Source organism: Catenulispora yoronensis (genome assembly GCF_039531695.1).
GTDB classification, from domain to species: domain Bacteria; phylum Actinomycetota; class Actinomycetes; order Streptomycetales; family Catenulisporaceae; genus Catenulispora; species Catenulispora yoronensis.
In genome coordinates this window covers 11,768-31,524 of sequence record NZ_BAAAQN010000024.1, presented here as the reverse complement: position 1 = coordinate 31,524, position 19,757 = coordinate 11,768, and the positions used below count along the sequence as shown (strand labels likewise).

General features: G+C 71.9%; 17 protein-coding genes. 7 read left to right on the top strand and 10 right to left on the bottom strand.

Translation table 11 applies throughout. From position 1 onward, the window contains the following. The first annotated feature begins 129 nt into the window (after nucleotides 1-129). Entirely contained in the window at nucleotides 130-762 is a 633-nt protein-coding gene (locus tag ABD481_RS20680) for a LuxR C-terminal-related transcriptional regulator (RefSeq protein ID WP_344667440.1), read from the top strand. 15 nt (nucleotides 763-777) lie between these two features. On the opposite strand, the gene ABD481_RS20675 is transcribed toward ABD481_RS20680, so the two are convergent. The 3 genes from ABD481_RS20675 to ABD481_RS20665 are packed head-to-tail and all read right to left on the bottom strand — an operon-like array spanning nucleotide 778 to nucleotide 3,767. After that, the gene (locus ABD481_RS20675) at nucleotides 778-1,518 is read right to left on the bottom strand and encodes an FtsB family cell division protein (protein ID WP_344667350.1); all 741 of its coding nucleotides are present in this window, start codon (nucleotides 1,516-1,518) and stop codon (nucleotides 778-780) included. A 28-nt stretch (nucleotides 1,519-1,546) separates the two neighbouring features. Further along, the gene (eno, locus tag ABD481_RS20670; RefSeq protein WP_344667349.1) at nucleotides 1,547-2,833 is read right to left on the bottom strand and encodes a phosphopyruvate hydratase; all 1,287 of its coding nucleotides are present in this window, start codon (nucleotides 2,831-2,833) and stop codon (nucleotides 1,547-1,549) included. 40 nt (nucleotides 2,834-2,873) lie between these two features. Further along, on the bottom strand, nucleotides 2,874-3,767 hold the full coding sequence (locus ABD481_RS20665; RefSeq protein ID WP_344667348.1) for a Clp protease N-terminal domain-containing protein: 894 nt from the start codon (nucleotides 3,765-3,767) through the stop codon (nucleotides 2,874-2,876). Nucleotides 3,768-3,890: 123 nt separating this feature from the next. On the opposite strand from ABD481_RS20665, the gene ABD481_RS20660 reads away from it, so the two are divergent. Both ABD481_RS20660 and ABD481_RS20655 read left to right on the top strand, forming a co-directional pair. Next, on the top strand, nucleotides 3,891-5,249 hold the full coding sequence (locus ABD481_RS20660; RefSeq protein ID WP_344667347.1) for a sensor histidine kinase: 1,359 nt from the start codon (nucleotides 3,891-3,893) through the stop codon (nucleotides 5,247-5,249). Further along, nucleotides 5,237-5,881 (top strand): response regulator, encoded by a 645-nt coding sequence (locus ABD481_RS20655; RefSeq protein WP_344667439.1) that lies wholly within the window; start codon nucleotides 5,237-5,239, stop codon nucleotides 5,879-5,881. The genes ABD481_RS20660 and ABD481_RS20655 overlap by 13 nt, the downstream gene beginning before the upstream one ends. 38 nt (nucleotides 5,882-5,919) lie before the next feature. Here ABD481_RS20655 and ABD481_RS20650 read toward each other — a convergent pair whose 3' ends face one another. Further along, entirely contained in the window at nucleotides 5,920-7,608 is a 1,689-nt protein-coding gene (locus ABD481_RS20650) for a DUF885 domain-containing protein (protein WP_344667346.1), read from the bottom strand. Nucleotides 7,609-7,699: 91 nt separating this feature from the next. Here ABD481_RS20650 and ABD481_RS20645 point away from each other — a divergent pair, with 91 nt between their 5' ends. Beyond that, nucleotides 7,700-8,788: a hypothetical protein gene (locus ABD481_RS20645; protein ID WP_344667345.1), complete on the top strand. Its 1,089-nt coding sequence runs from the start codon at nucleotides 7,700-7,702 to the stop codon at nucleotides 8,786-8,788. Nucleotides 8,789-9,033: 245 nt separating this feature from the next. On the opposite strand, the gene tatA is transcribed toward ABD481_RS20645, so the two are convergent. The 3 genes from tatA to ABD481_RS20630 form a co-directional block, all read right to left on the bottom strand. Continuing rightward, nucleotides 9,034-9,300, bottom strand: coding sequence for a Sec-independent protein translocase subunit TatA (gene tatA, locus ABD481_RS20640; protein WP_344667344.1), 267 nt, complete (start codon nucleotides 9,298-9,300; stop codon nucleotides 9,034-9,036). A gap of 89 nt (nucleotides 9,301-9,389) precedes the next feature. Continuing rightward, nucleotides 9,390-10,520, bottom strand: coding sequence for a nucleoside triphosphate pyrophosphohydrolase (locus ABD481_RS20635; protein ID WP_344667343.1), 1,131 nt, complete (start codon nucleotides 10,518-10,520; stop codon nucleotides 9,390-9,392). A 33-nt stretch (nucleotides 10,521-10,553) separates the two neighbouring features. Further along, nucleotides 10,554-11,219, bottom strand: a complete 666-nt coding sequence (locus ABD481_RS20630) for a TetR/AcrR family transcriptional regulator (protein ID WP_344667342.1) — start codon at nucleotides 11,217-11,219, stop codon at nucleotides 10,554-10,556. Between the two features lie 85 nt (nucleotides 11,220-11,304). On the opposite strand from ABD481_RS20630, the gene ABD481_RS20625 reads away from it, so the two are divergent. Together ABD481_RS20625 and ABD481_RS20620 are read left to right on the top strand one after the other, a co-directional pair. Next, the gene (locus ABD481_RS20625; protein ID WP_344667341.1) at nucleotides 11,305-12,039 is read left to right on the top strand and encodes a VC0807 family protein; all 735 of its coding nucleotides are present in this window, start codon (nucleotides 11,305-11,307) and stop codon (nucleotides 12,037-12,039) included. A gap of 79 nt (nucleotides 12,040-12,118) precedes the next feature. Further along, complete coding sequence (locus tag ABD481_RS20620) at nucleotides 12,119-13,123, top strand: glycoside hydrolase family 113 protein (protein WP_344667340.1); 1,005 nt, start codon at nucleotides 12,119-12,121, stop codon at nucleotides 13,121-13,123. Between the two features lie 90 nt (nucleotides 13,124-13,213). Here ABD481_RS20620 and ABD481_RS20615 read toward each other — a convergent pair whose 3' ends face one another. Beyond that, the gene (locus ABD481_RS20615) at nucleotides 13,214-13,963 is read right to left on the bottom strand and encodes a hypothetical protein (protein WP_344667339.1); all 750 of its coding nucleotides are present in this window, start codon (nucleotides 13,961-13,963) and stop codon (nucleotides 13,214-13,216) included. A gap of 35 nt (nucleotides 13,964-13,998) precedes the next feature. Then, entirely contained in the window at nucleotides 13,999-15,339 is a 1,341-nt protein-coding gene (locus ABD481_RS20610) for an MFS transporter (protein ID WP_344667338.1), read from the bottom strand. An 88-nt stretch (nucleotides 15,340-15,427) separates the two neighbouring features. On the opposite strand from ABD481_RS20610, the gene ABD481_RS20605 reads away from it, so the two are divergent. Continuing rightward, on the top strand, nucleotides 15,428-16,027 hold the full coding sequence (locus tag ABD481_RS20605; RefSeq protein ID WP_344667337.1) for a CGNR zinc finger domain-containing protein: 600 nt from the start codon (nucleotides 15,428-15,430) through the stop codon (nucleotides 16,025-16,027). A gap of 55 nt (nucleotides 16,028-16,082) precedes the next feature. Here ABD481_RS20605 and mfd read toward each other — a convergent pair whose 3' ends face one another. Further along, complete coding sequence (gene mfd, locus ABD481_RS20600) at nucleotides 16,083-19,631, bottom strand: transcription-repair coupling factor (protein WP_344667336.1); 3,549 nt, start codon at nucleotides 19,629-19,631, stop codon at nucleotides 16,083-16,085. Nucleotides 19,632-19,757 lie beyond the last annotated feature (126 nt).

Genomic DNA, 19,757 nt, shown 5'->3' with positions numbered 1-19,757 from the left:
TCTCCCTAAGACCGCTTGGCCCCCGACTTCCGAGAGTCCGGCCGCCGGCGCCGCGTCCGGCCCGGTTCGGCTAGGGTCGAGGCGCCGGAGCCCGACCCACGCGGAGGAGACCGAAGCCCCGTGCGCATCATGATCGCCGAAGACTCGGCCGTCCTGCGGGACGGTCTCGTGCAGATCCTCACCAAGCGCGGGCACGACGTGCCGGCGGCGGTGCCGGAGGCCGAGGCGCTGCTGGCCGCGGTGGCGGCCGAGCCGCCGGACGCCGTGGTGCTGGACATCCGGATGCCGCCGACCCACACCGACGAGGGCCTGCGCGCGGCGCTCAAGCTGCGCAAGAGCCATCCGAAGGTCGGTGTCCTGCTGTTCTCGCAGTATGTGGAGACGCGCTATGCCAGGGACCTGTTCTCCGGCAACGCCTCGGGCGTCGGCTACCTGCTGAAGGAGCGGGTGGCGGACGTCAGCGACTTCGTGCAGGCGCTGGTGACGATCGCCGGCGGCGGGACGGTGCTGGACCCGGAGGTCGTGGTGCAGCTGCTCGGGTCGCAGCCGACCGACGCGCTGACCGCCCGGGAGCGGGAGGTGCTCGGGCTGATGGCGCAGGGCCGGTCGAACGCGGCCATCGGCAAGCAGCTGGTGCTGGCCGACAGCTCGGTGGAGAAGCACATCAGCAACATCTTCACGAAGCTGGGCCTGCCGCCGGCCGACGAGGACCACCGGCGGGTGCTGGCGGTCCTGAAGTACCTCGGGGTGACGCGGTCCTGACCGGTGCCGCCCGGTTCAGTGCTTGGTGCTGGTCGGCGCCGTGGGCGTGGGTGACGCGGGCGTCGGCGACGCGGGCGGCGTCGGCGAGGTGAGCGAGCCGGACGAGGCCGGTGTCGACGGCGCGGTCGGCGAGGTCGGCCCTGGCGATGCCGGTGAGGTCGGCGAGGTGGGTGTCGCCGGCGAGGTCGGCGCGGAGGAAGCCGCCGAGGTCACCGAGTTCCACAATTGCGAGTACCAGGCCGTGGGCCCGCCGGCGCGGGTGTCGGTCGGGTTCGGCACGCCCGAGGCGGCGTCGCCGGAACCGAGCAGGCGCAGGCCGGTCTCCCCGGGCAGGACGTAGTGCAGCCGGCTCCGGGCCTGGATGCGGACGTAGTCCGGGTCCTGCCAGCGCTCCAGTTCCTGCCGGAGCTGGTCGACCTCGACGCGCTTCTGCGCGTTCTGCTCCTTGAGCTTGTCGATCTGCGAGCTCTGCGAGAAGTACTGCTGGAGCGGATAGGCCAGGGCCAGCACCAGCGCGCAGAACACCAGGAGCAGGACGGCGGCGCGGGCCGTGTAGCGCGTGCGGCGCTTCGCCGGCGGCCGGGAGCCGGAGCCGCCGGAACCACCCGGGCCGCCCGAGCTCCCGGAACCACCCGGACCCCCGGACCCCCCGGAATCGTCGTCGGCCGAGCGCGAAGATCCCGACGCAGCGTCCTGCCGCTGCGTCGGGACCGCGCTCAAGCGCCGGGGCCAGGGGCCCTGGCCTGCCGATCTCATAACTGACGACGATACCGCGCCGGGAGCGTCAGCCCTCGTACTGGAAGCGCGGGAACGACGAGCGGCCGGCGTAGCGGGCGGCGTCGTCCAGCTCCTCCTCGATGCGCAGCAGCTGGTTGTACTTGGCGACGCGGTCCGAGCGGGCCGGGGCGCCGGTCTTGATCTGGCCGCAGTCCATCGCCACCGCCAGGTCGGCGATGGTGGTGTCCTCGGTCTCGCCGGACCGGTGCGACATCATGGTGCGGTAGCCGTTGCGGTGCGCCATCGTCACCGCGTCGAAGGTCTCCGACAGCGTGCCGATCTGGTTCACCTTCACCAGCAGCGCGTTGGCCTGGCCGCCGGCGACGCCGCGGGCCAGCCGCTCGGGGTTGGTGACGAACAGGTCGTCGCCGACCAGCTGCACCCGGGCGCCCAGGCGGTCGGTGATGGTCTTCCAGCCGTCCCAGTCCTGCTCGTCCAGCGGGTCCTCGATGGACACCAGCGGGTAGGCGTCGACCAGCTCGGCGTAGTAGTCGATCATCTCCTCGGCGGTGCGGGACTTGCCCTCGAACTCGTAGACGCCGTCCTTGTGGAACTCGGTGGCGGCGACGTCGAGCGCGACCGCGATGTCCCGGCCGGGCACGTAGCCGGCCTTCTCGATCGCGATCTGGATCAGGTCCAGCGCCTCGCGGTTGGAGCCCAGGTCCGGGGCGAAGCCGCCCTCGTCGCCGAGCCCGGTGTTCAGGCCGCGCTCCTTCAGCACCGACTTCAGCGCGTGGTACACCTCGGCGCCCCAGCGCAGGGCCTCGCGGAAGCTGCCCGCGCCGATCGGCGCGATCATGAACTCCTGGATGTCCACGTTGGAGTCGGCGTGCGCGCCGCCGTTGAGGATGTTCATCATCGGCACCGGAAGCGTGTGCGCGTTCGGGCCGCCGAGGTAGCGGAACAGCGGCAGCTCGGCGGAGTCGGCGGCGGCCTTGGCCACGGCCAGCGAGACGCCCAGGATGGCGTTGGCCCCGAGCCGGGCCTTGTTCGGCGTGGCGTCCAGGTCGATCATCGCCTGGTCGATCAGCCGCTGGTCGGAGGCGTCCTCGCCGACCACGGCCGGGTAGATCTCGTCGAGCACGCCCTGCACGGCGTTCTCCACGCCCTTGCCGCCGTACCGGGCCGGGTCGCCGTCCCGCAGCTCGACGGCCTCGAACGCGCCGGTCGAGGCACCCGAGGGCACCGCGGCCCGGGCGAAGCTGCCGTCCTCCAGCAGGACCTCGACCTCGACGGTCGGGTTGCCGCGCGAGTCCAGGATCTCCCGCGCGTTGATGGCTTCGATGGACGCCACGTCGCATCTCTCCTTCACTGATTCTGATGTCGGGACGAGCCTATCCCGCGGCGGCGCCCGGCCCTTGATCCGCCGGATCGAAGGGTGAGACGGCTCCGGCGCGGGCCTCGGACTTCGCCTGGTGTTCGGCGCGGCGACGCGTGAATTCCTCAAGTTGGTTCCGGATCGAGGCCCTGAGAACCTCGGTGGTGAGCCGGAACGGCTCGCCCGCCAGCAGCGGCGCCGGCTCGACGGCCGGATCGGCGGTGAGCGCCAGGAGCAGGTGCTCGGTCCCGATGTAGTTGTGGCCGAGGGTCAGCGCGGCGCGGACGGCCAGATCGAAGGTCTTGCGCGCCTCGGGGGTGAAGGGGAGCGGGGCGGCCGGGGCGTCGGCGAGGTCCTCGACGGCGACGGCGGGCAGTGACGCGACGGCCGCCGCGCGGATCCGGTCGGGGTGCTCCGCGCCGTGCTCGGCGAGCGCCCGCACGGCGAGGCTCTCCGGCTCGGCGAACAGCCCGATCAGGATGTGGGTGGGCGTGACGGCGGCGGCGCCGGTGGCCTGCGCGATCTTCTCGGCCGCGGCGATGCAGTTCACGCACCGCGCGGTGAAGTGGTTGAAGCGCTGCCGATCGAGCGTGAAATCCGCGACCGTGGCCGGCTCCCGGGGGACGAACCGCTGCTGCACGGCCTGCTTGGAGACGCCGAGGCCGACGCCGATCTGCGTCCACGAGGCGCCGGCCGTCCGGGCGGCGTCGACGAAGTGGCCGATCAGGTGGTCGGCCAGTGTGGTGAGCCGGCCGGCGGTCCGCACCGCCTCGGTGAGGCGGGCGATCGGATCGGTCGGCGGATGGTGCGCCTCGATGGCGCCGATGAGCAGGGGCAGGGTCGGGAGGTCCGGCGGGATCGGGGTCTCGGTGTGCGCTGCGTTCTCAGCGTTCTCAGTGTTCTCGGCCATACGTCAATGGTGCATTGACGTATCTTGGTCGTCAAGATGACGTTGACGATCACGCCGCAGGCCGGGCCGAACAGTAGGGCCACCCCCATTCGAATCCCTCCGGCGATCGCCCATGCTGGACCTATGATCACGACTATGGGGACCGGCGCCGCCGGTCGCGGGGAGCGCGGCTCCGCGCCGGAAGTCGGTGCCGGCGTCCTGCTGCGGGGGCCGTTCACCGGCCGGGCGCTGCGTCAGCAGGGATATCTCGTCGCGTCCTTCCTCGGCGCCTTCGCCGTGCTGCTGTTCGTCTGCGTGACCATCACCGCCGGCTCGGTCCTGCTGCTGGTGGCCGTGGGCCTGCCGCTGCTGCTCGTGGCCATGGCCGCGCTGCGGCGGTTCAGCCGCCGGGAGCGGCGGCGGATCCTGAACCTGACCGGCGAGCGGATCCCGTCCCCGTACCGGACCCCGCGCCCGACGGGCCGGCCCACCGCGCGCCTGCTCGCCCACGTCTCGGAGGCCGCCACCTGGCGCGACCTGGTGCACCTGGTCGTGGCCTCGGCGCTGGGCGCCGCCTGGTTCGCCGTCGTGGCCACCACCTGGGCGCTGGCCCTGGGCGCCCTCTCGGTCCCCTTCTGGTACCGCTACTTGCCGCACCACCGCATCCCGCTGATGCACCTGAGCGGGAACGAGTTCTACGTCAGCTCCACACCAGGCGTGATCGCCTTCGCCGCCGTCGGCTTCGTGTTCATGTGGTTCCTGGGCCCGGCGCTGCTGGAGCTGGCGACCCGGACCCAGACCGGCCTGGGGCGGGCGCTGCTCGGCCTGAGCCGGCCCGAGCTGGACCGACGGGAGGAGGCGCTGCGGTCGACCCGGAGCCAGGCGATCAGCGCCGCCGAGGCCGAGCGCCGGCGGATCGAGCGCGACCTGCACGACGGCGCGCAGCAGCGGCTGGTCGCGCTCGCCATGGACCTGGGGCGCGCCAAGTCCAAGCTCAAGTCCGGTTCGGAGGAGGACTCCGAGGCCGCGGCCCGGCTGGTGGCCGAGGCGCACGAGGGCGTGAAGCTGGCCCTGAGCGAGCTGCGGGACCTGGCGCGCGGCATCCACCCGGCGGTGCTCACCGACCGCGGCCTGGACGCGGCGCTGTCCGCGCTGGCCGGCCGCTCCCCGATCCCGGTCGAGGTGGACGCCGCCCTGCCCGGGCGGCCGAGCCCGGAAGTGGAGTCCGCGGCCTACTTCGTGGCCTCCGAGGCGCTGGCCAACATGGCCAAGCACGCGCACGCCTCCCGGGCCTGGATCGATCTGGAATACCGCGACGGCGCGCTGCGGATGAGCGTCGGCGACGACGGCGTCGGCGGCGCCGAGGCCCACGCCGGCGGCGGCCTGGCCGGGCTCGGCGACCGCATCGCACCGCTGGATGGCATTCTGTCGGTGAGCAGCCCGATCGGTGGGCCGACCCAGATCATCATGGAGATTCCGTGCCAGATCCCATCCGCGTCCTGATCGCCGAAGACGCCGTCCTGCTGCGCGAAGGGCTGGCCCGGCTCCTGGACGACTCCGGCTTCGACGTGGTGGCCAAGGTCGACGACGGCAAGGGGATGGTGACGGCGGCCGACGCCTACCGCCCGGACGTGATCGTGGCCGACGTCCGGATGCCCCCGACCTTCACCGACGAGGGCCTGCGGGCCGCGGTCGAGGTCCGGTCGAAGTACCCTGATATGGCCGTGCTGGTCTTCAGCCAGGCGGTCGAGGCCGCCTACGCCCAGGAGCTGTTCTCCACCAGCGCCAACGGCCTGGGCTACCTGCTCAAGGAGCGGGTGGCCGAGGTCGAGGAGTTCGTCGACGCGCTCAAGCGGGTCGCGGCCGGCGGCACCGCCCTGGACCCCGAGGTGGTGGCCCAGCTGCTGGGGCGGCGCAAGAAGAACGACCCGCTGGAGACGCTGACCCCGCGCGAGCGCGAAGTGCTGTCCGCGATGGCCGAGGGCCGCTCCAACTCGGCCATCGCCGCCTCTCTGTTCGTCACCGAGAAGGCCGTGGAGAAGCACACGTCGAGCATCTTCACCAAGCTCGACCTGACGCCGGCCGCGGAGGACCACCGGCGGGTGATGGCGGTCCTCCGCTACCTGAACGTCTGAGACCGGAACGGCCGGCGGCCCGGTCCGGAAGCCGGAGGCTAGAGCTCCAGCAGCTCCCTGAGATACCGCACCGCCGGCGATCCGTGGCCCAGCACGGTGTCGTGCAGCGTCCGCTCCGACCACCGCGGGTGCGCGGCCCGCAGATCGCGCAGCAGGTCCGAGACCTCGGTGTAACCGACGTAGTACGTGGACAGCTGCGCGCTGCTCAGCAGCGCGCGGCGCCACTTGCCGGCCGCCTCGCCCTCCTCCTGGAAGCCGCGCTCCATCATCAGCGCCATGGCCTCGTCCTCGGTCATGCCGTGGCCGTGGACGCGGCCGTCCAGGACGGTGTTGATGATCATCCGCAGCTGCATCTTCAGCTGTTGCATCCGCACCCCGGCCGGATCGCCGTCGCCGGGATAGCCGTGCCCGGCCATCAGCTCCTCGGCGTAGACGGCCCAGCCCTCGACGAAGGAACCGGACCACATCGCGGCCCGGACCGTGGTGTCCGCCCGGAACCGCTGCGAGTGCTGGAGCTGGAGCAGATGGCCCGGCATCGCCTCGTGCACCATCAGGTTGTGCACCATGTGCAGGTTGTACTCCCGGAAGAAGGAGTCGACCCGCTCCCGCGTCCAGTTGTCCGGGGTCGGCGAGATGGCCAGGATGGTCTGCACCTCGGCCGGCTCCAGCGGCCCCGGCGGATCGCAGTAGGCGACCGCCACGCCGCGATTGACCTCGGGCATGGCGACCACTTCGTAGGGGTCGTCGAACACGGTCACCAGATCGTGCTCGCGCACGAAGGCGATCTGCTGGAGCACGGCGGCGCGCGCGTACTCCAGGATGCTGTCGTTGTCCGGCACGGCCTCGGCCAGCCGATTCAGCACCCTGCGAACCAGCGCGGACCGCTCCCCGGCCTCGGCCGGCACCGCCACGCCCTCGTACTCGGCGGCCGCCTGCTCGATCTCCCCGGTGACCCGCTCCAGATCGGCCTCGGCCCGGGCCAGGATCGCCGCGGCGTCCGATTCGGCGTCCAGGCTCAGCGACAGCTTGCGGGCGAACAGCTCGGCCCCGATCCGGGGATCCCGGAACTCCTCCTCCCCGGCGTCCCCGGCGGCCAGCCGCTCCTTGAGCCACCCGAGGTGGTCGCGCAGCGCCTCCAAGGCCGCCGGACGCACCGCGTCGATCGCGCCCCGCGCCTCCGGCGCCTCGGAAAGCGCCGCCTCCAGCTCGCCCCCGAGCAGGTCCACCGTGCCCTCGAACTGGCCGATCGCCAGCTCGACATGGATCCGGGACAACGACTTCCCGGCCAGTACGGCCCGGTTCGCCGCCAACGCCTCGGGCACCTGCTCCAGCCGCCCCGCGAAGGCTGTCAGACGCGTGACCGCCGGCGCGTAGTCCCGGGCCAGCAGGGTGTACAGGGCCACGCCGGGATTCGCCTCGGCGGGGTTCCACTCGTGCTCGCGCAGGTCCTCCAGCCGGAAGCGCAGCGAGGCCAGCTCGGTCGCCAGGATCGCGGCGTCCACACGGTTCTGCGCCGCCAGTCGCGAGGTGTCGATCTCGGCCAGCGCCGCGGCGCTCTCGGCGAGCCACGCGGCCTCCGCGGCCAGCCCGGCCGCCGACCGGTCCGGCAGCCTGGCGTCGTGTTCATGGAGTCCGAGGACCGACGCGGCGTCCGGATGACGGCGCCACATCTCGTCCAGGACGGCAGCGGCTAGCTGCTCGAATGAGGTGTCATGGGTTTCGGCCATCCTTCGACCATAGACGACATATCCAGGTGTTCACGGCCGGATCGGGAAGGGGCCTGCACTTCCGCCACGCGTACTGCCTATGCTGTCGGCTATGTCGGAGCAGCCACCTTGGGAGACGCATATACAGCCCGGATGGGGGACTCCCCAGCCCCAGCCGCAGCAGCCGCCGCAACAGCAGCCGCCGCAGCAGGGGGGCGGCTGGAACCAGGGTCCTTACGCCCCGCCGCAGCAGTACCCGCCGCAGTACGACGCGCCGCCGCAGTACACCGCGCCGCCCTCGGCCAGCGGCGTGAATCAGTACCCGGGCTTCGGCCAGCCCCCGGCGCCGCCGCAGTTCACTCCGCCGCAGATGCCGGGTCAGCCTTCGCAGAACGACACCCCGCCGCCCAAGGGCAACCGGCGCGGCATCGTGTTCATCGCGATCGGCACCGTGGCCATCGTCGGCGCCGCGGCCGCGATCTACTTCGTCACGAACAAGAAGGACGACAAGAAGCCGGACTCGGCCCCCACCAAGGCGGCCACCACCGCGAGCGCCGCCGCTTCCACCGCCGCCACCCCGGACCAGACCGCGAGCTCGTTCCCTGACAACAGCTACACCAGCTCGGCGTCCGGCACGCCCACCACCGCGGCGACGACCGGCGCGCCCGGCGGGGCGAGCCTGGACAAGGACACGACCGACAAGACGCCCTTCACCCAGGCCGGGATGGTGGCGAGCACCTTCACCGACAGCAAGAAGGTGGCCTACACGCTGAAGGCCGCGGGCCCCAAGCCCTGCGACAAGGTCGGCGACACCATCGTCGAGCCGATCGTGAAGTCCGCGAAGTGCACCGAGTTCATGGCGGCCTCGTGGACCGACCCGGAGAACAAGGTCATCGTCAGCGCGATGATCATCCCCTATCCGGACGCGGCCACGGCTCAGAAGGTCTACCAGAAGCTGAGCGTCGCCCACACCGGCGACTACAACCAGTGGTGCCCGCCGGCGGGCCAGCCGGGCGCCGACGCGTGCGGCAAGCTGGCGAAGGCGACCACCGCCACCCGCGAGGGCAAGTTCGGGAGCTTCCACCGGTACTTGCTGATCACCACGGCGGTCTACGCGGACCTGCGCAGCGACGAGTCGCAGAAGGACTTGTTGAACGCCGCCGCCGACGGGGCGTTCCAGAACACGCTGCCCGGACAGTGACGGTGGGAGGCGGTCCGCCGGGGCCGCCTCACGCACCGTGCTCGGCCCGTCGCCAGCGTCTACGCCTACGTCAAAGGCCGACGCCGACTCCGACGCCCACACCGACGCCATGCCAAAGGGCCCCTCGCCATCACGAGAGGCCCTCATGGTCGCCGGCTCCACAGCCCAGCCCGGGGGCTCGGCGAACCAGCTCTCGGCCGACCCAGCGGATGGTCGGCGGACGGTCAGGGGGTGTGGTCAGCGGTTCAGCTGGCCTGCTGCTTCTGCGCCGCGTCGTGCACCGACGAGGCGCCGGCGGTCGAGTTCTCCACGGCGGGGTTCACCCGAGCAGCCTCACGAGCCTGCTCCGCGACCTCCTCGGTCTCCTTCTGCCCCTGCCGCATCTCGGACTTGAAGATCCGCAGCGACTGGCCGACCGAGCGCGCCATGTCAGGCATGCGCTTGGCGCCGAACAGCAGGAACAGTACGACGAGCAGCACGATGAGGTGCCAAGGCTGGAATTCGCCAAACATGCTGGATCTCTTCTCCGGGTCAGCAACGAGTTGTGAGGAGAAGTCGGCCGGTCCGCTTCGCCTACCACGCTCAGAGTAACCCGGTACCCCTACCCCCTGGCTAGCTCCTCCTCGGCCGTAATGATCCGGTTACGGTACCTTCGTGCGGCCGTACGCAGGGCTTCTTCCGGATCGAACCCCGCCTCACCTGCCGAAATCGCCAACTCCAGCAACCGTTCGCCCAGCTCGTCGGCAGTCCTCGGGAGCTCGCCGGAATCCGGTGCCCCGGCTCCGACCCCGACCCCGACTCCGGCTCTGGCCCCGACTCCGGCGTGGCCGGACGCACCCGCCGCCGGAACCGCCAGCCCCGCCCGGCGGACCCTCGATCCCAGCTTCGCCGCCAGCGCCAGGGCCGGCTGCGTCATCGGCACGCCCTCCGTCACCGACTCGCGGCCCTTCTCCTCGGCCTTGATGACCTCCCAGTTCGCCGCGACGTGCTCGGCCGTCGGCGCGTCCACGTCCGCGAACACATGCGGATGCCGGCGGATCAGCTTCGCGACGATCCCGTCGGCCACGTCGTCCACGCTGAACGGGTCCTCGTCGTGCTCCTCGGCGATCCGGGAGTGGAACACCACCTGGAGCAGCACGTCGCCGAGCTCCTCGCGCAGCGCGTCCCGGCCCGGGCCCGGCGTCATCACCTCCCCCTCCTCGATGGCCTCCACCGTTTCGTAGGTCTCTTCCAAGAGGTACTTCTTCAGCGACTCGTGGGTCTGCTCCGCGTCCCACGGGCAGCCGCCCGGCGACCGCAGCCGGTTCATGACGTCGACCAGATCCAGCAGCCTGGCCCCCGGCAGGTCGTACGACCCGGGCAGCACCTCGATGTCCGGCAGCGGCGAGATCGTCGACTGCACCAGCCGGTTCCCGAGCGCCACGGCGAGTTCGCCGTCGTACTCCTCGTCCTCGGTCAGCCACACGACGGTGCGGAACGGCGTGGCGGCCTCCAGGAGCCGCTCGGCGGCCATCGCCGGACTGTGGTCCGGCAGCGCCACCACCGCGCCGCTGGCCTGCTCCACGAAGGGGATGTGCGGATGGCCGGCGTCACCGGCGAAGACGACATCGGCCGCCTGCAACGTCTCCCACGCGGGCCAGGACAACAGCCCGAGCGCGACACGGGGAGAAGTGGCAAGGAAGACAATGCGGCCGGCAGAATCCTCGGCGGCCGACTGCGGGGCTTCGGTCATGCAGTAGATCGTAGGCGTCGGCGCGGAGCGGGCTCACGGCCCGCGCCGCGGGTCGAACCCGCTGAGGTCGGCGGCCAGCAAGTCGAACGCCTCACCGGCGGCCTGTCCCAGCAGCGCCGCGCTCTCCTTCGGCGCGGTCCCGGCCAACACCAGCGCCCGGGCCGTGAAATACAGGACCCGATAGACCCCGTTGATCTGCGCCGCCACGATCCGCGCCGTCAGCTCCTCCTCCGGCCGCGCCCGCGCCACCAGCACCTCGGCCAGCGCCTGCTCCCGGGCGTCCTGGATCTGCCGCTCCCGCGCGACGAGCGCCGGGCTGGCCTCGACCATGCGCGCGAACGCGACTCCCAGGTGGCCCAGCGTCGGGTCGCCCGCGGCCAGGCTCTCGGCGTGGAAGCGGCGGGCCGCGGCCAGCACCGACTCGCCCCGCGGACGCTCGGCGACCGCGTCGGGCAGGCCGCGGATGATGTGCTCGGCGCGGTCGAAGACCAGATCCTCCTTCAGCGGGAAGTGGTTGGTGACGGTCATCTTCGCCACGCCCGCGGCCGCTGCGACGTCGGCGATCGTCACCTGCTCGAAGCCGCGCTCGGTGAACAACGTCGTGGCCACCGCCGAGATCTCCTCGCGGGTCTGTTGCTTCTTCCGCTCGCGCAGGCCCGCGGTCCCGCCCGCCCCGCCGGCCGCCTTCATCGTCTCCATGGGATCAATCTTAGGCTTGACCTATTCACTTGGTCCAGCCTAATGTTAGGTCCGACCTAAGAAAGACCCTCGGGGAGGATCCGTCATGACCGCCGCCACTGTCTCTGCCAGCACTGTCGCCGCCACTACCTCGGCTTCGGAACCCCCGGCCCCGCCCCACCCGCTCAAGCAAGCGCTCCTCCCCCTGGCCGTCGACATCGCCGTCCCCCTCGGCGGCTACTACCTCCTCCACTCCGCCTTCGGGATCGGCACCGCCGCCGCCCTCGGCATCACCAGCGTGGTCCCGGCCGTCCGCACCGTCGCCGCGGTCGTCGTGAAGCGCGAAGCGAACATGCTGGCCATCCTCATGCTGGCGGTGAACCTCGCCGCGATCGCCCTCACCTTCGTCTCCGGCGACGCCCGGCTGATGATCGCCAAGGACTCCGCCATCAGCAGCGTCATCGGGCTGGGCATCCTGTGGTCGGTCCGGGCCGGGCGGCCCGCCATGACCGCGGGCCTCAAGCCGTTCGTCACCAAGGGCAACGCACAGCGCGTCGCGGCCTGGGAGGCCATCCACGAGGACGCGGCGTTCCGCGCCAAAGAGAACCAGTACAGCCTCATCTGGGGCGTCGCCCTCGTCTCCGAGTGCGTGGCCCGGCTGGTCCTGGCCTTCACCCTGGCGCCGTCGACGATGGCCTGGCTGGGCACGGTCCTGCTGCTGGCCGCGATCGGCGCCGGCTGCGTCCTGGGCGGCGCGGCGGTCGAGCCCATCGAGAAGCTGATCGCGGCCCGCATCGAGGCGGAGTCCGCACTCTCCCCGGCCCCCACCGCAGACCGCTGATACGTTATATCGCGTCCGCCCCATTCGCTCCGGCCATCGCCCAGCACACGAAGCGCTCCACCACACCACGGGAGGACCCATGCGCGGCAAAGGCATCAACTACGACACCGGCTTCTTCCCCGGCGGCTCCGACTCCCGCCCGGACTTCGCCCCCGAGACCGCCCGCGAGGAACTCCGCGTCATCGCCGACGACCTGCACTGCACCGCGGTCCGCGTCTCCGGCGCCATACCCGAGCGCCTCGAAGCCGCCGCGACCGCCGCCGCCGAGAACGGGCTGGAGGTCTGGTTCGCGCCCTTCCCCTGCGAGCTGAGCCGCGAGGAACTGCTCGACCACCTCGCGGACTGCGCCCGCCGCGCCGAACGGATCCGGGCCGCCGGAGCCGAGGTGGTGTTCGTGGCCGGGTGCGAGACCTCGCTGTTCTGCCCCGGCTACTTCGACGGCGAGGACACCTTCGCCCGGATCCAGACGCTCAGCAACGGCGGTCCGGCGCTGTGGAGCCGGTTCCCCGAGATCCTGGGTCTGCTGAACGTCTACCTCGCCGAGGCCGCCGCGGTGATCCGCGAACACTTCCACGGCCGCGTCACCTACGCCGCCGGGCCGTGGGAGTCGATCGACTGGGCCCCGTTCGACTTCGTCGCCGTCGACGCCTACCGCGACGCGCACAACCGCGACCGGTACCGCGAGCACGTCAAGGAGTTCTTCACGCACGGCAAGCCGGTCGTGGCCACCGAGTACGGCTGCACCACGTTCGTCGGGGCCGGGGACCGCGGCGGGCTCGGCTGGGCGATCCTGGACCACTCCGAGGACCCGCCGGTGGTCGCCGGGGACTACCTGCGCAGCGAGGACGAGCAGGTCTCGTACTTCTCAGAGCTCTATGACGTCTTCGAGGAGACCGGCTTCGACAGCGCCTTCTGGTTCACGTTCGCGACCTATCAGGCCCGGTACGACGCCGGGGACCCGCGCAAGGACCTGGACCTCGCGGCCTACGGAACGGTGCGGATGACCGGTCCCGACACCCCGGAGCTGAACTGGGAGCCGAAGAAGGTGTTCCACGCGATCGCCGAGCGGTACGCGGCTTCGTGAGCATCCGGCCCTGCCCGGACGATCCCGAACGACAAAGAGCGCGCCGACCCCGATCGCCGGGGTGGCGCGCTCTTTACGTTTCGCTTGGCGCTACTGCGCCGGCTGCTGCATCTGCGCCATCGCGCCGGCGATCTGCGCCTCGGTCGGGCGCAGCCACGACGTGTCGGCGGTGACCAGCTGGCGGCTGGCGGCGTCGAAGGTTCCGTAGCGCGGGGAGATCTTGACGTCGATCTCCTTGGCCGCCTGGTCCAGCAGCGGGATGACGGCCTGCTGCATCGCCGTCTGCGAGGCCTGGTCGTTCAGCTCCGGGTCGACCTTGAGCTTGGCCGCCTCGTCGGCGACGACCGCCTTGATCAGCGCCTGGTAGTGCACCCAGCCGGGGACGGCGCTGGGGGCCAGGTAGTTGGGCTGCTGGGTCTTGGCGAAGGCCAGGGAGACGGCCTCGTTGTCGCTGCCGTGGAAGTCCGGGCCGAGCGCCGAGCGGGTCTCCTCGACCACCGTGGAGCGCAGTTTGGCGTCGTCGGCCGGGCCGACGGTCACGCCGAGGCCGTCGGCGACCTTCTGCCACACCGCCGTCTGCACCAGGAAGTTGATCTGGGCCCGGGCCACCTGGGCGCGGTCGGCGTCGGTCGGCGCCGCGTTCTGGGTCAGGCCGTTGTCCGTCCGCAGCGTCTCGTAGGCGGCGACCTGGCTCTGGATATCGCGATCGGAAGTGCGCTGGCCCTGCACCACGGCCGCGGCCCCGGCCTGCATCGGACCCCCGCACGCGGTGGTGGCCAGCGCGACGGCGCCGCCAAGGACGATGACGGCGGCGAGACGGACGGAGCGAGCCTGGATCACGGTGCTGAACCTTCCTGGCGGCACATCAGATCAACTCAGATCGACACCGCATCGTAGCGTTCCGCCACCGCGTTTGTGGAGTGGATCACAGCAAGATCGTCATCTCCCCCGCGCACCCGCCGCGCGAGCGCGGGCTGCACCCCCGCCATGACCCCGCACAATCCGGCGGCGGCGAGCCACAGCGCACCCGGTCCCGACACGCCGATCAGCCAGGCCGCGGCCAGCGGCGCCAGCAAGGTCGCGACCCCCCAGCCGAGTCCGTAGACGGCCAAGTAGCGCGCCGAGGCGGCCGCCGGCGCCAGCTCGCTGACGATCGCGAACGACCGGCCCATCACCAACAGGTTCCCGAGGCTGTAGAGCGCCGCGGGTCCGACCAGGGTCGGCAGCGTGTGCGCGACGGCGTATCCGAGCAGCCCCGAGCCCATCAGCAGATATCCGACGGCGAACGTCGCCGCGTGCGAGAGCGAGGCGACCGCACGCGTCCGCAGCACAGGCCGGGCGGCGACGAGGGTCGCGGTGGCGGCCGCCATGATCAGGCCCGCGTCGGAGGGGCGCAGGCCGACCGCCGGGAGCGCCACCGGGAGGGCAACCAGCGCCAGCATCGAGATCAGGGCGAACACGGTCCCGGAGGCGGTGACGGCGAGGAGCGAGCGGTCGCGCCAGGGTGAGAGTGAGGGTGAGGGTGAGGGTGGGGTCGCGGGGGAGCGGGAAGGCGAGGGGGAGCGGGACGCCGCGGCGGTGCCGGGCGGAGCAGCGGTCGGCGGAGCGGCAGTCGGCGGAGCAGCAGTCGGCGGAGCAGCGGTCGGCCTCGGCCGGGCGACCCCGTCCGGCGCGAGCGTGAGCAGGACGATGACCGCGCACGCGATCCCCGTCGCGGCGTCGGCGACGAACAGCCACCGCAGGCTCCACCGGCCCACGACCTCGGCGATCACCCCGGCGCCGAGGCTGCCGACCGCGAGCGCCGTGGTCAGCAGCCCGAACGCGGAGGCCCGGTCCCGGGGTTCCACCGCGTCGGCGATCAAGGACTGGCTCGGCGGCTCGAAGAGTTCGAAGGCCAGGCCGAGCAGGATCGCGCAGACGGCGGCGCCGACGAGGTCCGGCGCCGCCGCCAGCCCCAGTTGCGCGACGGCGCAGCCGAGCAGTCCGGCAACGATGGTGCGGCGGCGGCCCCAGCCGTCGGCCAGGCGCCCGCCGAGCAGCCGGCTCGGGATGGTGGCCAGACCGAACGCCGCCGAGACCACGCCCGCGACGGTGAGCCCGGCGCCGAAGTCGTCGGCGAGCAGCACGGTCAGGAACGCCAGCGAGAAACCGCCGAGCTGATTCACCCCGCGGGCCAGGATCAGGACCCGGACCGTGGCCGGCAGCCGCTCCGCCATGAGACCCCCCGCCCGACCACTTCGTGACCGATAAATCGTGACCGATGAATCGACTATCGTTGGTGACACCACCGTAGGCGCCCAGAAAGTGACCAGTCAAGTGTTGTTCGATAGTCACGTCGAATTGTTGCTGGACGCCGCCGTGTCCTTCGTCAACGAGCTCACCGACGGCGAGCGCCGCGGCAAGCCCTTCACCGCCCCGGCCGGCGCCGCACTGCCCGCGGCGGCCCGGCGGGCGATCCCGTCGGCGGAGCCGAGGATCCCCGAGTCCCTGCCGGCCGACGACGCCGAGCTCCTGGCCCAGGCGGCGCGGGTGATGCGCGACGTGTTCGAGGCGGTGGAGGAGGGACGCGTGGACGACGCCGCAGCCGCGGTGAACCGCCTACTGCGCGAGTCCGGCGCGCGGCCGCAGCTCGACCGGGTACCGGGAGAACCGTGGGCCCTGCACTTCCACGGCTCCGACGACTCCTACGGCATCGGCTGGACCTCCGGCTGCGCCACAGCCCTGGCCCTGGCGGTCGGCAGCGCCCTGGCCGGCCGCCTCGGCGTCTGCCGCGCCCCGCACTGCGACCGCGTGTACGTCGACATGTCGAAGAACTCGGTCCGGCAGTTCTGCTCCGCGCCGTGCCAGAGCCGGGTGAAGGCGGCGGCGTTCCGGGCACGACAGTCGGCCGCCGCGAAACCCTGATCCGTGTCCTGCGGCTGCGGCTTCGCAGCCCCAGCCGCCGCTTCGGAACCGACCCCTACATCTTCAGAATCGCGTCGATCAGATCCCGCGCCCAACCCAGCAGTTCCTGGTCCCGCAGCGGCTGGCCGCCGACTCGCGCGGTCATCGGCTTGGGCACCAGCAGCGTCTCCGTCGCGGCCTTCACCAGTGTCTTCGGATACAGCCGCATGAGCCGCATCTCCTGCGACTCGCGCAGCTTCACCGGCCCGAACTTCACGAAGTTGCCCTGCATCGCGACCTCGGCGAGCCCGGCGGCCCGCGCGTCGATGCGGAAGGCCGCGACCGCGAGCAGGTTCTCCACAGGCTGTGGAAAGCGTCCGTAGCGGTCCATGAACTCCTGCCGCACCTCGGCCAGCGCCTCGTGCGTGGCGGCGCCGGCGATGCGCTTGTACGCCTCCAGGCGCAGTCGCTCGCCGGGGATGTAGTCGTGCGGCAGGTGGGCGTCGACCGGCAGGTCCACCCGGATCTCGACGGGCTCCTCGACCTCGCGGCCCTCGGCCTCGGCCCGGTACTGCTCGACGGCCTCGCCGACCATCCGGATGTAGAGGTCGAAGCCGACGCCCTCGATGTGGCCGGACTGCTCGCCGCCGAGCAGGTTGCCGGCGCCGCGGATCTCCAGGTCCTTCATCGCCACGTACATGCCGGCCCCGAGGTCGGTGTGCTGGGCGATGGTGGCCAGGCGCTCGTGCGCGGTCTCGGTCAGCGGCTTCTCGGGCGGGTAGGTGAAGTACGAGTAGGCCCGCTCCCGGCCTCGGCCGACCCGCCCGCGCAGCTGGTGCAGCTGGGAGAGCCCGAAGTTGTCGGCGCGCTCGACGATCAAGGTGTTGGCATTGGTGATGTCGATGCCGGACTCCACGATCGTGGTGCAGACCAGCACGTCGTACTCCTTGTTCCAGAAGTCGACGATCAGCTTCTCCAGCACGTGCTCGTTCATCTGCCCGTGCGCGGTCGCGATCCGGGCCTCGGGAACCAGCACTCGCAGCCGGGAGGCGGCGCGGTCGATGGACTCCACCCGGTTGTGGATGTAGAAGGCCTGCCCCTCGCGCAGCAGCTCGCGCCGGATGGCGGCGGAGATCTGCTTCTCCTCGTAGGGCCCGACGAAGGTCAGCACCGGGTGCCGCTCCTCCGGCGGGGTCTGGATCGTCGACATCTCGCGGATGCCGGTGACGGCCATCTCCAGGGTGCGCGGGATCGGGGTGGCGGACATGGTGAGCACGTCCACGTTGGCCCGGGCCTGCTTCAGCTGCTCCTTGTGCTCGACGCCGAAGCGCTGCTCCTCGTCGACGATGACCAGCCCCAGGCGCTTGAACTTCACCGAGTTGGCCAGCAGCCGGTGGGTGCCGATGACGACGTCCACCGAGCCGTCGGCGACGCCGCGCAGGACCTCCTCGGCCTCCTTGTCGGTCTGGAACCGGGAGAGCCCCTTGAGGGTGATGGGGAACTGCGAGTAGCGCTCGGCGAAGGTGGAGAAGTGCTGCTGCACCAGCAGCGTGGTCGGCACCAGGACCGCCACCTGCTTGCCGTCCTGCACCGCCTTGAACGCCGCGCGCACCGCGATCTCGGTCTTGCCGTAGCCGACGTCGCCGCAGATCAGCCGGTCCATCGGGACCGGCTTCTCCATGTCGTTCTTGACCTCGTCGATGCAGGCCAGCTGGTCCGGCGTCTCCACGTAGGGGAAGGCGTCCTCCAGCTCCCGCTGCCACGGCGTGTCCGGGGCGAAGGCGTGCCCGGGGGCGGCCATCCGGGCGCTGTAGAGCCGCACCAGGTCCCCGGCGATCTGCTTGACCGCCTTGCGGGCCCGGGACTTCGCCTTCTGCCAGTCCGCGCCGCCGAGCCGGTGCAGCGAGGGCGCCTCGCCGCCGACGTACTTGGTGACCTGGTCCAGCTGGTCGGTGGGCACGAACAGCCGGTCGCCGGGCTGGCCGCGCTTGGCCGGGGCGTACTCGATGACCAGGTACTCCCGGGTGGCGCCGGCGACCGTGCGCTGCGCCATCTCCACGTACCGGCCCACGCCGTGCTGCTCGTGCACGACCGGGTCCCCGGCCCGGAGCTGCAACGGGTCGATGACGTTGCGGCGCCGCGACGGCATGCGCGACATGTCCTTGGTGCCGACCCGCTGCCCGGAGATGTCCTGCTCGGTGAGCACCTCCAGCTTCAGCTCCGGAGCGCTGAACCCGTGGTCGATCCGGGCGGTGGCGACGGTGGCCAGGGCCGGCTCCGGGACGGTGGCCAGCTCCGGGACGCAGCGGGCGCCGATGTCGGCGCTCTTGAGCACCTCCACCAGCCGCTCGGCCGAGCCGTGGCCCTCGGTGACCAGCACCACGCGCCAGCCCTCGGAGATCCGGGCCCGGAGCTCGGCCAGGGCCCGGCCGGTGTCGCCGCCGTACTGCGCGGCCTCCTGGATCAGGCTGACCTCGGTGCGGTCCTCCTCCGGCAGCAGCTCCAGGTCCGGGGCGAACGGCGTCAGCGACCACCAGGGCAGGCCCAGGGTGATGGCGTGCTCGCGGACGTCGGACAGCTCGCGCAGCGAGGCGGCGCCGAGGTCGATCGGGCTCTGCCCGCCGCCGGCGGTGGCGGCCCAGGAGGCGTCCAGGAACTCGGCGGAGGTGGCGGCCAGGTCGGCGGCGCGGGTCCGCACCCGCTCGGGGTCGCACAGCAGCACCGGGGCGCCGGCCGGGAGCAGGTCGACGACCAGCTCCATCTCCTCGACCAGCACCGGCGCCAGCGACTCCATGCCCTCCACGCCGATGCCCTCGGAGACCTTGCCCAGGATGTCGGCCAGCTCCGGGTGCTCCGCCATCAGGGCCGCGGCCCGCTTGCGGACCTCGTCGGTGAGCAGCAGCTCGCGGCACGGCGGGGCCCACAGGCCGTGCTCGGCCACCTCCAGCGAGCGCTGGTCGGCGACCTTGAAGTAGCGGATCTCCTCGATCGAGTCGCCCCAGAACTCCAGCCGCAGCGGGTGCTCCTCGGTCGGCGGGAAGACGTCGACGATGCCGCCGCGCACCGCGAACTCGCCGCGCTTCTCCACCAGGTCGGTGCGGGTGTACGCGGCCGCGGCCAGGCGCTGGACCAGGTCCTCCAGGTCCAGCTCGTCGCCGGTCCGGGCGGCCACCGGCACCAGGTCGGCCAGGCCCTTCACCTGCGGCTGGAGCACCGAGCGGATCGGCGCCACCACCACCGCCAGGGGGCCGGCGCCCTCGGTGCCGGCGTCCGGGTGCACCAGCCGGCGCAGCACCGCCAGCCGGCGGCCCACGGTGTCGCTGCGCGGCGAGAGCCGTTCGTGCGGCAGCGTCTCCCAGGCCGGGAAGTCCACAACGCTGTCCGCCGGCAGCAGGCTCTGCAGCGCCGCGGTGAGGTCCTCGGCCTCCCGGCCGGTGGCGGTCACGGCCAGCACCGGCCGCCCGCGCGCGGCCTGGGCCCGGGCCAGCGCGGCGATCGCGAACGGCCGCACCGAGCGGGGCGCGGCCAGGTCGAAAGCCGTACGCCCGGCGGTCGCACCGGCTTGGAGCAGCGCGGCGATCCCCTGGTCCTCGGCTACGGCGTCAAGAAGTCCGGACAGGCTCACACATGCCACCCTTCGCGCACGACGAACAGCCCGAAGCCGAGTATCGGCGCCGGGTTATCTCTCAAGAGTACGCCCGAACCGGGCCCGGACATTTCGGGATTTTCCGGGACTAAAGTCACTCCTGGT